This is a genomic window from Mesorhizobium sp. LSJC285A00, from assembly GCF_000503155.1.
GTDB lineage: Bacteria > Pseudomonadota > Alphaproteobacteria > Rhizobiales > Rhizobiaceae > Mesorhizobium.
The window spans coordinates 138,277-151,071 of record NZ_AYVK01000009.1 but is presented as its reverse complement, the minus strand read 5'-3'; the positions used below and the strand labels follow the sequence as shown (position 1 = coordinate 151,071).

13 protein-coding genes, 2 tRNA genes and 3 pseudogenes are annotated in these 12,795 nt (G+C 60.2%); 14 read left to right on the top strand and 4 right to left on the bottom strand.

The features are described 5' to 3' along the window. Positions 1-198: 198 nt before the first annotated feature. Entirely contained in the window at positions 199-831 is a 633-nt protein-coding gene (locus X726_RS1000000168000; RefSeq protein ID WP_023669186.1) for a sensor histidine kinase, read from the bottom strand. Between the two features lie 391 nt (positions 832-1,222). Here X726_RS1000000168000 and X726_RS158275 point away from each other — a divergent pair, with 391 nt between their 5' ends. From X726_RS158275 to X726_RS158300, 7 genes and pseudogenes are all read left to right on the top strand, one after another. Continuing rightward, complete coding sequence (locus tag X726_RS158275) at positions 1,223-1,933, top strand: SDR family oxidoreductase (protein ID WP_023669185.1); 711 nt, start codon at positions 1,223-1,225, stop codon at positions 1,931-1,933. Between the two features lie 25 nt (positions 1,934-1,958). Then, the gene (locus X726_RS158280; protein ID WP_023669184.1) at positions 1,959-2,195 is read left to right on the top strand and encodes a 4-oxalocrotonate tautomerase family protein; all 237 of its coding nucleotides are present in this window, start codon (positions 1,959-1,961) and stop codon (positions 2,193-2,195) included. A gap of 259 nt (positions 2,196-2,454) precedes the next feature. Next, positions 2,455-2,677: pseudogene (locus X726_RS1000000171560) on the top strand (enoyl-CoA hydratase-related protein); the annotation flags it as partial. 232 nt (positions 2,678-2,909) lie between these two features. Further along, positions 2,910-4,034, top strand: coding sequence for a hypothetical protein (locus X726_RS158285; RefSeq protein WP_023669183.1), 1,125 nt, complete (start codon positions 2,910-2,912; stop codon positions 4,032-4,034). 29 nt (positions 4,035-4,063) lie between these two features. Beyond that, positions 4,064-4,651 carry a HupE/UreJ family protein gene (locus X726_RS158290; RefSeq protein WP_023669182.1) on the top strand — a complete coding sequence of 196 codons (588 nt, stop codon included), beginning with the start codon at positions 4,064-4,066 and terminating at the stop codon, positions 4,649-4,651. Beyond that, a complete protein-coding gene (locus X726_RS158295) occupies positions 4,648-5,133 on the top strand; it encodes a hypothetical protein (RefSeq protein WP_023669181.1) in 486 nt (161 codons plus the stop codon). The genes X726_RS158290 and X726_RS158295 overlap by 4 nt, the downstream gene beginning before the upstream one ends. Positions 5,134-5,142: 9 nt before the next feature. Beyond that, a complete protein-coding gene (locus tag X726_RS158300; RefSeq protein ID WP_050589071.1) occupies positions 5,143-6,021 on the top strand; it encodes a DUF4198 domain-containing protein in 879 nt (292 codons plus the stop codon). Between the two features lie 44 nt (positions 6,022-6,065). Here X726_RS158300 and X726_RS158305 read toward each other — a convergent pair whose 3' ends face one another. Then, a complete protein-coding gene (locus X726_RS158305) occupies positions 6,066-6,581 on the bottom strand; it encodes a hypothetical protein (RefSeq protein WP_023669179.1) in 516 nt (171 codons plus the stop codon). 83 nt (positions 6,582-6,664) lie between these two features. Then, a complete protein-coding gene (locus X726_RS158310; RefSeq protein WP_023669178.1) occupies positions 6,665-7,036 on the bottom strand; it encodes a hypothetical protein in 372 nt (123 codons plus the stop codon). Positions 7,037-7,390: 354 nt separating this feature from the next. Here X726_RS158310 and X726_RS1000000171555 point away from each other — a divergent pair. From X726_RS1000000171555 to X726_RS1000000168700, 3 genes and pseudogenes are all read left to right on the top strand, one after another. Continuing rightward, positions 7,391-7,581, top strand: a pseudogene (locus X726_RS1000000171555) (enoyl-CoA hydratase/isomerase family protein); the annotation flags it as partial. A gap of 365 nt (positions 7,582-7,946) precedes the next feature. Then, positions 7,947-8,402: a VOC family protein gene (locus X726_RS158320; RefSeq protein ID WP_023669176.1), complete on the top strand. Its 456-nt coding sequence runs from the start codon at positions 7,947-7,949 to the stop codon at positions 8,400-8,402. 152 nt (positions 8,403-8,554) lie between these two features. Further along, positions 8,555-8,807 (top strand): annotated as a pseudogene (locus tag X726_RS1000000168700) (heavy metal translocating P-type ATPase); the annotation flags it as partial. A 393-nt stretch (positions 8,808-9,200) separates the two neighbouring features. On the opposite strand, the gene X726_RS1000000168695 reads toward X726_RS1000000168700, so the two are convergent. After that, positions 9,201-9,329: a KTSC domain-containing protein gene (locus X726_RS1000000168695; protein ID WP_081731574.1), complete on the bottom strand. Its 129-nt coding sequence runs from the start codon at positions 9,327-9,329 to the stop codon at positions 9,201-9,203. A 759-nt stretch (positions 9,330-10,088) separates the two neighbouring features. Between X726_RS1000000168695 and X726_RS1000000167995 the strand changes: the two genes are divergently transcribed. The 4 genes from X726_RS1000000167995 (at position 10,089) to X726_RS158335 (ending at position 12,764) form a co-directional block, all read left to right on the top strand. Beyond that, positions 10,089-10,403, top strand: coding sequence for a hypothetical protein (locus X726_RS1000000167995; protein WP_023669173.1), 315 nt, complete (start codon positions 10,089-10,091; stop codon positions 10,401-10,403). A gap of 344 nt (positions 10,404-10,747) precedes the next feature. Continuing rightward, on the top strand, positions 10,748-12,010 hold the full coding sequence (locus tag X726_RS158330; RefSeq protein ID WP_023669171.1) for a hypothetical protein: 1,263 nt from the start codon (positions 10,748-10,750) through the stop codon (positions 12,008-12,010). A gap of 33 nt (positions 12,011-12,043) precedes the next feature. Further along, positions 12,044-12,140: transfer RNA gene (locus tag X726_RS1000000170410), tRNA-Arg, on the top strand. A 528-nt stretch (positions 12,141-12,668) separates the two neighbouring features. Continuing rightward, positions 12,669-12,764: transfer RNA gene (locus X726_RS158335), tRNA-OTHER, on the top strand. Positions 12,765-12,795: the final 31 nt, after the last annotated feature.

Here is a 12,795-nt window from a genome sequence, read left to right as displayed (position 1 = left end):
ATTCGGTGCTGATGCAACGTCCTCCAGTTGGAGTGCAACGCGGTCGGGGGCATTTTGCTGACCGCTGGTCGGGTGGCATTGATCCGCATCGACTTTCCTGCGCGAAGTTGGCTCAAGCTCATGGAAACGCGCGCGTTCTGATAAGAGCGCAGACCGCGTTGCTGGCAGTTTTGGTGTAGAAGCTTTCGGGTGCAGAAGCTAAGGCGTGATCAGAGGGAAGCGCACACCCGCAACCGATCCACACGGGGTGAATTTCCACTGCACAGAGCCGCCAAGTTCCGCCGTCAGCGCGCGTATCAACCGCCACTCATGTCCCTCAGGCGGATCAGAGGCGGCGCATCCGTCGTCGCAGACAACGCACCAGGCGCTGCTGCCACTCCTGTTCAGTGTGACACGGATGGAACCCTGGCGATCCTTCAGGCCACGGCGAGCCGCGTTGCGGACAAGTTCGGAGACGATCAGACCGACGCGCCAGCACCGCGCGGCCTCGAGCGGGATTTCGTCCATTGCAACGGTCAGCTGAATGCCCCGCTCGCTGAGGTATGCGCGCGACAGGCTGGAGCACAACTTCCCGACATGATGACCGAGGTCGATGTTTTCCTCGGCGATCGGTACGAGAAGGGATCGATGCGCCTCAGCCATCGCATGCAGACGGTCCGCGGCGCGCCTCAACGCTGGCGCGGCCGTCGCTTCTCCCCGGGACGCGGCCAGCGACAGGATCGCGATCGCTTCGCTATATTCGTTGATCACCCGGTGGCTGATCTCTTCGAACAGATGCGATGCCAGCGGCTGGTCCGACGCGGGTGATGGATTCGCAAATCCAGTTAGCATGGCCAGATCCTCCGGTAACGCCGCCCCACCACAAGAGCGCCATTCGCGATGTTCTGTAAAAGACCACAGCAGACCCCGTCGAAACGTTCCATTGCGCCAAGGTGTCGGCAATACTTAAGACGGAGGTACGCCGCGTGGATTGGCGCTCTGAGTATCTCCGGGCAAAGCCCGTGCGGGCGAATTAAGACAAATCTCCGCCCCATATTGGTCGGCACTGTGGGGCGCCGCTCGATTACCAATAATGTGGCGACAGTCACGTTATTACCGCCAATATCAAAGTATCCGCGACACCATTGGACAATGGTTGCAGGCCTTGATTGTCCACATGTTCACTCCGGGAAGAGACGCGGCGCAGCTGGGTCCGTGGTCCCCAACATCATCGAGGTCTGTGATGCAAACTGAACAAAAAGTGGTTCTCATCACCGGCGGGTCGCAAGGCATTGGCGCGGCGCTGGTTGAGGCCTATCTCGGCCGGAACTATCGCGTCGTTGCCACCTCTCGCTCTATCAAACCTTCCGATCGATCGGATTTACTCGCGATCGCGGGCGATATCGGCAACCCCTCTACGGGGCCGAGGGTGGTCGAGGAAACACTCCAGCGTTTCGGGCGGGTCGACACGCTGATAAACAACGCCGGCATCTTCCTTGCTAGCAGTTTCACGCATTACTCGGCAGAGGATTACGGCCGCGCGGTCGCGACCAACCTGACCGGTTTCTTCTTCGCCACGCAAGCCGTGATCGCCGCAATGGAACGTCAGGGCGGCGGCCACGTCGTCAATATCACAACGAGCCTTGTTAAGCAGGCCAGTTCAAAGGTGCCATCGGTGCTCGCTTCGCTGACAAAGGGCGGGCTCGACGCTGCGACCCGGAGTCTGGCGATCGAATATGCCCGCAGCGGAATCCGGGTGAACGCCGTGTCGCCGGGCGTCATCAGGACGCCGATGCATGCGCCGGAGACGTACGAGGCGCTGGCGGGCCTGCATCCGCTCGGCCGCCTTGGTGAGATTTCCGACATCGTCGGCGCGGTCCTCTACCTGGAGGATGCCCCTTTCGTGACGGGGGAAACCCTTCATGTCGACGGCGGCCAGAGCGCTGGCCACTGACCCCACCAGTCAAAGGAGAGTCTTCATGCCTATTGTTACCGTCCAGCTCACGCGCGAGGGCACCGAGCCCGGTGTGGACCATGTTACAAAGGAGCAGAAAGCAGCCATCTACATGGGCGTGAGCGAGGTACTGCTCGACGTTCTCGGGAAGCCGCTGGACTGGACGTGGGTAGTGTTTGAGGAAGTGGAGATGGAGAATTGGGGTTGGGGCGGAATGCCCGTCGCCGAATACCGCAAGCTGTTGGCAGTAAAGGGCGTTTGAGTCCCACTGCGTCTCCCCCGAAAGGCATGCCGGTGTTTCAGTTGACATGGTTTGCCTTCGACGTCGGCGACCGTGACGTATCCCACCGTCGAGGTGGATCGGTTGGGACTATTCTACCGTGAAGCGGGCCCGTGCGATGCGTTGACCATCCTGCTGCTCCACCGCTTCCCGTCGTCGTCGCGCATCTAGGATTCGCCGCTGCCGCTGCTCGCCGACCCGCTATCACTTCGTTGCGCCCGACTATCCTGGTTTCAGCCGTATTGGCAGTGAAGTGGCGCTGGCCGCGGACATACGCTTCGCCTGCCGCGAAAAGGTAATTATTTCGCAATTCGATGTCGGCGCGGTATTTGCCCCAGGCGGCGGGCCAATGCCCCAGGTGCCACGCGTGATTGGGGTAGCCGCGCTATGGAGATGCTGGTGGGGCCGGCGAATTCAACGGTGAGTTGGCGAAGCGCTACGGCCATGTGAATCGGGCGCTGCCCGGGATCAGACCAAGGCGCTTCAATAGACCAAGGTATCGCCGACACGTTCGTCCAATATGAAAGGTCTCCTGCGCCAGCCTAACTCTGCGACACAACGAAAATAGGAGTGATCGCAATGCGCCGACAAAAATGGCCTGCCGTGCGAGGTTTAGCGACCGCAGTTTCGGCGGTAGCGTTGGTGGTCAGCAGCGGCCAACCCGGGCGAAGCTCCGACCATTTCGACTCTCCGGCCATGACCGGCAACCCGCAGGCAGATATCGGCGATGTCTATGCCTGGACAGCGTCAGAGGGCGATCGGTTGAACCTGGGCATGACCGTTGTCGGGCACACCTTCTCGGACCGGCTCCAGTACATATTTCGCATTGACAGCGGGAAGGCGTTTGGCCGCACTACTGCCTCGACGGAGATCATCTGCCGGTTTCCCGCGCCAAAAATGGCAAGCTGCCAATTGGGCACCGTGGATTCAGTGGAAGGCGATGCCAGCGACGCGGAGGGGCTGGAGAGCCGCAACGGTCACTTCCGGTTGTTCGCCGGGTTGCGGGACGATCCGTTCTACAACAACGTCAAGGGGTCATTGGCCGCCTATGGGGTTGTGTTGGCCGCGCTAAAGAGCGGTGCCGCGCAACCCGACGAAGCCGGATGTCCGCAGCTGGACGAGGAAACCATCGCAAAGGTTGGCGACCAATGGCGCCATACCGACGGCGGCCCGGCCACGAACCTCCTCGCCAACTGGACCGCCTCCGCCATCGTCGTCTCGGTCGACCTTGCGGTCGTGTCGAAGGGCGGGGCGATACTGGCGGTGAGGGGTTCATCGACAACATCGGCCAAGACTCTCGATCGGATGGCGCGGCCGTTCGTGGGCAACACGCTGCTCGGCGTTTCACCCTTCTCAACTGATGATGCGAGCGGTGACGAGCGGGAAGCGTTCAACACGGCGAGCGCGAAAGCCAGGATGTCGTATATGGCGCGGATCGAGAAATCTCTGGCGTTCCAGGACAGCCTCGACGGCAAGTGCGGCAATCAGTTGCTTACGGAAAGGTCCCCGGCACCGGCACAACGCTACCATGCCCTTGCCACCATGTTCGTGGACGATCGCCTATGGGTGAACAGTGCGGCGCGGGTCTGCCGGCAGTTTCTAGCGGTCGAGCTCGCATCACTGGCCAAACTTTCGCAGTTCGACGGCGATTGCGGTGGTCGCAGCCCGACCTACGACACGCCAAACATGTGGCGGTCGTTGCTGGTCAGCGGGACGACGCACGGTATCGCCTGGGACGGCTTGCGTGGCGACGAGTATCCGGCTTCGGCGACGATCTTCCCGTTCCTGGCGCCGCCCGATCCCAAGGGCGTGGACCATTGACCGTGAGGATGTCCGACCGAAACTTTCGAATGTCCGCGGCGGTGGCGGCCGTCGCCGGTGTGCTGCTGATGTCCGGTTCGGCGCAAGCGCATACGGGAACCGGACTGCCCGGGGGATTCGGTTGGGGGTTTTGGCATCCCCTGAGCGGCGCTGACCATCTGCTGGCAATGGTGTCGGTGGGTCTTTGGGGCGCGTTCCTGGGGCGCCCTCTCATTTACCTGCTGCCGGTGGTCTTCCCAACGGTCATGGCAGTCGGCGCGGTACTCGGCATGGTCGGGTTGCCGGCACCATCGGTGGAGATCGGCATCGCGCTATCGGTTCTGGTGCTCGGGAGTTGCATCGCCCTGGCCATCAGGGCTCCCGTATGGGCCGCGGCCATCGTGGTGGCTGCCTTTGCGCTGTTCCATGGGTACGCCCATGGCAGGGAGCTGCCGTCGGCAGCCGATCCCGTCGCCTACAGCGCAGGTTTCGTCCTCGCGACCGGCCTGTTGCACGTTGCGGGCATCGGCATCGGCGCGCTGAATGCTTATCGCTGGGGTAGTATTGCGGTACGCCTGGTGGGCGGTCTTATCGCCGCTGCCGGCTTGTGGTTTCTCCAAGCGGCGGTGAGCGTGTGAGGGGCGGAGCACTTCCTCCAGCCCTGCTGCTGGCGGCGCTGGCTCTCGCGCTCGCTTTTGCCACGCCGCGCGTTCGGATCGTCAGCCTCATTGCGTTGGCCATCACGCTTGGCGCGCTGTCCCAACTGGAGCTTCCGCGCGGCTGGTTGGAGATCGCCTTTCTCGGGTGCTGGGCAACCACCGTGGTGAATGCCGCCACTGTGCACTTGCCCGGCGGTGTTGGGTGGCGTAGCGGGCTCGCCCTCTCGCTCAACTCGGGGGTGTGGGTCACCGCAGTGGTCCGGCTCGCCGGCTCGCCATCGGACCTGCCAAAGGCGTGCTTGATGTTGATCGTGCTGATACCCGCCGGCTGGCTGGTCGCTCGGCGGGCGCCAATCGCCGTCAAGGTCGGGTCGAGTTGGCTCATCGCCATCGCCATTCTGTGCGCCACGCTGCCGTTCCTCCCCGTTACACCGGGCTACTTGCCCGATCATCTCGAATAGAGCGCCGCCATGAACCTTGATCATCCCAAACGCTCCATTCGACGCCGACGCGCGCGCTTGGCGCTCGCAATCGTGCTGTGCTGCGGTGGCGCGCCGGTTAATGCCCATGACTTCTGGGTCCAGCCAAGCGCGTTTTGGCTGTCGCCCACGGCCATCACGACCATGACGCTGCAGGTAGGACACGGTCCTGCCCGCCAGCGTTCACCGATCACGCTTCGCCGCATCATACGATATGAAGCGTTTGCTCCAGATGGGTCCAGGGTCGATCTCAAAGAGCGATTGCAATTGGGCGCGCCGTCAGCAGATGGATCCTTCGTCTTGCAGAAGTCCGGTGCCCATGTAATCGTCTTCCAGACGGACGATCGCGCCCAAGTGCACCTCCCGTTCATCAGATTCAACGATTACATCAAGGCCGAAGGATTGACGCCGGCGATAGACCTACGGGTTCGGCTCAATCGGATGGACCGCGACGGATCGGAGAATTACAGCCGGTGCGCGAAGTCGATCGTGCAGGTGGGGGGCGCAGTTGAGGGTAACCAGTCGCAGGCCACCCGTATCTTAGGCTTGCCCCTCGAGATCGTACCGGATCGCAGCCCCTATGCGCTGCCACGATCCACCACGCTTCCCGTGCGCGTTCTTTATCTCGGGCGGCCGCTGGTGGGCGCGTTGGTGAAGCTGACGCGCTTGGAGGACGACGCCGTGCCGTTCGAGATGCACCGCACGGATCACGCGGGACGCGCCACCTTCGCCATGCCGTCCGGTGGGACTTGGTTGCTGAATGTCATTTGGACAAGGGTCCAGCCGAGCTCGGCCGAGACCGATTTCGACACGACGTTTTCCAGCCTGAGCTTCGGTTTTTCACCGAACCGGGCAGTTCGGGTTCCTTAGCCATGGCGGCTTGAGCCTCGGAAGCGCCAGCTGCCGTGTGCGAGCTACGTTGCTGCCAGCGCATGGTCACGAAAGACGTCGTTCATGGCTCCAAAATCCTCTGGTGGCCGGGTGCGGGCCAGATAGAGCTGAAACGGGTGCGAATAAGCATCGTGACGCCGCGGCCACCATACGCTTTGCACACCAGGGCTATGATAATACATGCGGACCATATTTTCCCAGCCGTGCCATTGAGCCGGCTCCAGAATCCCAGCCTCGCGCTGGTACCAGGCATTCTCCGCGAGCTTGAAATAGGAGAAAAGGAAGTAATGCGCGATGATCCGTTGCTCGCGGCTCGACGCGTTCCAATCCTGAGTTACAATCGCCAAGGCTTCGCCCAGGGCCGGCGCTTCCATCCCCGGAATATTGAGGCAGGCGATCGACGTGGAAAGCGAGTCGATGACCGCTAGTTTTTGAAAACGCACGCTTTGCCGAACCTGAAGTCCGACGAAGAACAGCGAACCCAGCACCCCGAGTGCCGCAATTACCTGGCCGAGGGAGGCAGCGTCTTGCAGCGACATTTTGGTCTCCTCGTCCAGGCCGTCTTGGCCTTTAGAATGTCAGCTCGCTCCTTCAGCCCGGCCCCGCTCGGCCAAGCGGCCGCTTATGTGGGTTCGGGCAATGCCGAACCCAGTTCGCCGCTCGGCCCGCCGGCGATCAGGCCCTTCATTTGGGCGCCGACATTGAACTCCTCGGTCTCATCGACTTTCTGGCGTCGCCCACCCGTGTAGTTCCACGCTGCTTCCGAGATGTAGTGGCTGCTGACAATGATGCCCTCGCTTGCGAGGAGGGGCTTCAAACCAAGCCAGTCGCCGCCCAACCCGATTGGCTCGCCAACTTGGTTCGGCGCCGAAGGAGGCCCGGCCGCCGACCCATCATCCTCGGCATCCGTAGAGATCCCAGTCGTACCAGCTGATTGTCCGCGAGCCGCTCCGGCAAACGCGACGGGCGCCTGAAACGTAAAAACGGTGATCATCTTTATTGCCCGGGTCACTCGCCCTCCGTCGGAGATCAAGACCTTCTTCAGGATGGGAGATCGTAGCGAATGTTGATAGGGCTATTGTTCCTTGGTATTGCTTCGAAAAGGTATCTGAGCTCCAATACGAAGGGTGTGATTGTGTACGTCGTTCGATCGACCCAATTCTTGAGATCGGGTTTTCGGTAAAAGAACGGAGTGAACGATAGCATTCAAAGTACGGTGATCCTCGCGCTCGCGGGGCTAGGCTGCCTGGTGGCGGTGAATTAGTTCAGTGGCCGCTAGATCGGTGGTCGGCACCGTCTCCGATACCAAGCCAGCGGATGATAAGCAGTTCCGTATTACACGTGTCACCCGGCCTATTGGCGAGTGACCATCAATCGGCTGCCCTTCAATATCTCTGGCCCGACGCGGGACCGGAGTTAGCGCGCGTTCTGACGTCCGGCCGCTTACCGGCACTGCCTGATCTTTTCGTGCGGCTGAGCCGGGCGCCGGTTGTGTCGATCGTCTCGATCCGTGGCCGGGCGTCGGGCGTCGGCAGCGAAGATCTCGGCTACAGCCACCGCGATCTGCCGAGCCAGGCCGGCCACGATGCCCCTTTCATGGCGCGCATCAAATCCGGCACTGAGGCCATAGGACGAAAGTATCAGTAACGATTGAAGAGGCGACGCGAAGAGCCAAGGGGGTAGGGCCCGCACCACCACCTTCGCCCTTCTCGTTCTGAGGCGCGGCACAGGACCCCTATTGAGGTAGGTTCTCGGCGTGCCAAGGCGTCGCCCGCGCCGGGTCAGAGACGGACCGAGACCAAAGGCCAACTTAAAACCCGTATCAGGGAAGCCACATTAAACCTGTCGGCGCGCGCCGTGGCGGCCCGGGAAGACTTTGAAAACTCTCTCAATAGGAGTCGCGGATGCCCCAAGTACGCGTTGAGGATGAAATCTATGAAATGCCCCCGCACAACGGCTTTATTGTCGCGCATTTTCTGACAGTCGCCGACATTGAACGCTCGGCACGATTCTATGAGATGGTCTTCGGAGGCCGCATCCTGAGCCTGGGCGATAGCAGTGGCGCGCCGGGATACATACAGATCGCCAACACGTGGCTCATCGTCAACATCGGGGGCGGCCCCACACCTGACAAACCGTCGGTGACGCTCGGTGTTCCCCGCGATCTTGATTCATTCAGCAGCTTCATGAACATCCGCGTTGCTGACATCCACGGCTGCTATGAACGCTGGCAAGCCCGGGGCGCTGAATTCATCACAGAGCCGATGGAAAAGTACGGCGAGACTCGCTGCTACATTCGCGATCCAGACGGCTACATCATCGAAGTGGGTCAGAGTAAGCCGGGTGTCGTTTACGGTTAGCCTTGGAAGGACGCACCAGTCCGCAAAGATCCGCTTTTCACTATAGATTGCTGGGCTGTACGGCGAGGGGTTTGTCGGCGCGGGGCCGAGCGGTCCGGAGCCCGGCGCGTAGTATTATCTATGTTACCCCACCGGGCTTTCTGAACCATTTCGGCGGCGGCACGGATGTCGCGTTGGAAACGGCAGATGGGCTGTGTTGCATGGCCGCGTCAGAGACGTCGCTGCGATGATAAGCCTGTCTCAAGCGATTATGGCCAACGGCAGAACATCACGATGGCGCTGGGGCTGAAGGCGGTGTTTCTGGTGACCACCATAGCCGGCTTAACTGGCCTGTGGCCCGCCACTCTGGCCGATACCGGCGCGACGGTGCTTGCGACGGCCAACGCCATGCGTTTGCTGAATTAGAACTGTACGCTATGGTCGCGCCCTTATATCTGGCATCGTTCAACTCGCCGGCGGCTGAGAGAAGCGTGCTCTCATCCCTTAGGAGAGCGCTATGGATCTACATCTTGACACGACAAGGAACGCGCTTTTGCAGCGCCTTGATCCCGCTGATCTGGACAGGCTGGAGCCGCGCTGAGGCTCGATGGGCTGAACATGCCAGGCGACTCTTTTAAAAGCTAACCGACAGAACCAGACGACGACATAATCGGCCACGTCATCGCACGAAAATAATCGTCTCAAGCTCCGTCTGCAGCGGTCCGCAATGGATGCCTTCCCGCTGTCGACCAACGGCAACGGTCGGGGCCGCGCTTTCCTTCCTGGGGTGGCGTGGGCCGCTTCGGATCCGAAATTGTGTCAATCGCCCGACGGGCCTGTTGCCGCGCCTTCCGCGAGCCGGAATGCATAACGATTGCGGATGTGGCTGTTGAAATGACGACCTTTTGCAAAGGCAGATTTGAACGCAGCAAAGGCCTCAACCGGCACGTCAAGAACTCGTAGTGTTTCCCGCTGGCCAGCCGCTTGACGACGTCAGGATAGAGCTGCCGGCGCTCCGGCCAGGTGTCGGGAATCGCCTCGGCTTGCAACTTCGTGCGGGGACGTTGATCAGTTCCATGACCTGAGGGTGCGGAACTTTTTCCGCCGGCCAGCCCGCGCAACATGCCGTAGCCGCAGCCTCATCGGCTTCCAACCAGACCGTGGCAGCGCGATCCTCGTCCTCGGTAGGCTTGTCGTCTTCTGGAAAGCCTTTGATATCCCAGCCTTCCAACGCGAACAGTCCTTCCACGCCTTGCAAAGCCGTAATGCCGGCGCGTGCAAACACCGTTTCGGCTGCCGCGATTGCACCTGGACGCTCGACGATACCTTTGACGTGGTTAACGTAGCTGACGCGATCGCGTCCGGCCCCTGGAGTGGCTGGCTCGCGCGCGGTACCGATTTCTTCTGGTTCTATGAAAATGGCAAACGCCTTCCGCTGCGTCTGGTCGCCGGAGAACTCATCGATCCTGCGACCGGTATGAAGGTGGCGTGCTTCAAAGCCCCCGACATCCTCGAGCGGCTGGCAAACCGCAGCCTTGTCCCGAATCTCCTGCTGATGTTTCTGGTTTTGTCGATCCTGCCCGGCGTGCGCGCGCTTGGAGGCAGCTATCAGCCGATCTACTACCCCCTGATGCGCTATGTCGTCNGTCGATCCTGCCCGGCGTGCGCGCGCTTGGAGGCAGCTATCAGCCGATCTACTACCCCCTGATGCGCTATGTCGTGTGCCGGGCGCTCGAGGCCGCAGGCGTGGATGAAGATCTTCGGCGGGCTCTCGCAACCGACGACGTACCGGGCGCTTGGGGACATCGGGTAATCGAATGTGATGATGATCCGCTCGAGCTATTCCTGAATGGCAGGAACGGCGCGATGAGCGATCTTATCGACCGTTTGGGCGACATTTCCTTCGCCGAGGCATGTGGAAGCATGAAGGGCTTCGTGTCAGACCCGTCGTGGCATGAACTTCACAGCCGGCTGCGGCAGGGGTTGGTCAAGCCGGCCGATGAGGAATGGGCTTTTTCCTGAAATGTTTTATGCGCTTCCAGCCCTGGGATGTATACGTCGGATGGCGAATGGCTGCTTCGCGCCTCATGTCGATCGTAGCGACCGGCTTCGCCGCTTCCTAAAAGGGGTCATCACAGGCGGGGCGCCGGAAGGCACTATGGCGCACTTAGCGATCAACCGCCCTGCTATAGCTCTTGCAGCCTCCAAAATGGCCTTCTGTAACCGTTCGTTCGCGAAGATGGTCGAAGGTACTGAAGAAACTGGGGCTGCCGTGGATGCGGAGAAGCAGTCACCTGATATTCGCGTTTCGTAGAATCTGGGTAGTAAAAGATGAAGGTCATCTCACCTAGTCTGGATCTAGTGTAATGGACACCGAGCTTCTCAAGCTTCTGCCGTTCGTCGACAATGGGAAAACCATCCCTGGCGATATGATGCTGCGGCTGCTGAATGGCGTACATGATCGTGCCGATGGCGAACCCCGGCGACTTGCAGCAAACGAGATTCTAAGCGGTGCCGGCGATTACCTGCCAAGGCGGGGTTATCTCTCCGACTTCATTTCTGGAAAGCTGCCACAGACAGAAGCGGTCGCGATCATCTCCAGCAGGAAGAAGTATCTGGAAAGGATGCGGTATCTACTGCCAAGCATCCTGAAAATCCTTGGAGTCCGCGAAGGGCGCAACCTCAACTCCATAATGCTGCGGATCGACGATTGCTGCCATGACTTTCCGATCGTAGCAAAATCAGCTCACGAGAAAAAAGTCAGGAAGGCAATTCGGACGGATATCGCCCAAATCAGAAATTTGGCGCAGGAACTGCGGGCTACCTTGGAGAAAGCGGAAACGCATATCAATCATGAGCTTGAGCAGCACGTCGCGATCCTGAGGGACGAGCAACAGGGGGTACCAAGCTCGGGTGTCGAGGTGCTCAACCAACAGCTTGATTGGCTGCGGGTCGCTGCCGACATCGCGCTCTATCGCGATGATGTTGGGGAAAATGGATTCTATGTCGGCGACAATAAGGCCAAGACGCATGTCGTTGAATGCGCATACGACATGGCGATCTGGTATGGGCGGCCAGCTTTCGTCACCACGCCGGGTTCGGATTTTTCGTTCTTATGTGCGCTGCTGTTTGAGCTTGCAGGCGGCGGGCAAGACGCCAGCCTAGCCGGCGCCATCAGTAAATTTGCCCGAAGCGCTCTTCGCAAAAAACTCGATTCCGATGCAGAAGAATCGCGGCAGGAAAACAGCGACGATTATTTGAAACCGCACGTGGAAGATAATTTCCTCCACGTCACAAGGAGGATCGAGGAGCTGACGGGCGAAGCTCGCTTCTGGAAGGCGATGATGGAAAGCCGCGCGTGGGATGATGCCGCCAAGTATCATCTCAGCCGGAGGCTCCTCGCTGTTTTGGAAGACATCCAGGACGCCAATCAGCGCCATGGCCCACACCGGGTCTGGAGCGATCCGATCGACGAAGTTGAGCTTGCGCGCTTTGTCCTCCAAGAGCGCGAAAGGGAAGCAGCGCTGCTCCAATTGGAAATTGAGACCGGCAGGAAGCAGCGGTCGGTTGATCTCATTTTGGCCAAAGGGCAAAAACGGGATCAACACGGCGGCGGAAAGCCGCGGTAGAGAAAGTCCATGTTCGGCACGCCGAGCACATCACGCAGCGTAGCTCAACGGATAGAGTTCCCGCTTTCTACTGCCGTCGCAAACGCGGCGACAGGGCGGGAAGATGCAGGTTCAAGTCCTGCCGCTGCGTCGATCACCGCGCGGAAAGCGCAAAGTGGTTGGCTACTTGAGCTCTTGCTGAATGTCTTGCTCAGATGTTCTGGAGTCATCGCGCTGATCGTGTCCAGAATGATCGATTTTATTAAGCCCAGGATGCGACTGCAGGTCAGACGAAACGCCCGAAGTGCGGAAACCCTGTCGGTGCCGTGACAGCGACGCTATCGAATTTTGTGATGCGCAGGTGGGTTTCACGATGTGTGTCCGAAACGAACTTGTAACATAAGCCGGTCGTATGTCGCTTCTCCATGGGCCAGCATTTCAGCTTAAGGCCATCCAAGATCAGGTGCGTTCTCATGGCTCGCGCATATAGAGTGCGCACCAATGACCCTCTTTCCTTTCCGCTCGCATCCGAACCCGACGCTGTTGGCGGCTCTCGCCCGCCGGGAAACGACGCCGCTCTATACAGCAGTCGACATGAATCCAAAACCAACTTTCGTTTCGCGTCAACACTCGACCAACGCTATCTGATACTGAGTGCGCATCGGTGGAAGCACCGTGACGCGACGTAGTTCAACGGAAGAACACTCCGCTTCTACTCGGCTGGCGGCGCCGGTCGGGGGTGGTGAGGCTGTAGGTTCGAATCCTACCGTCGCGTACGATATCGGATACTGAGGATGCCGGCCCTG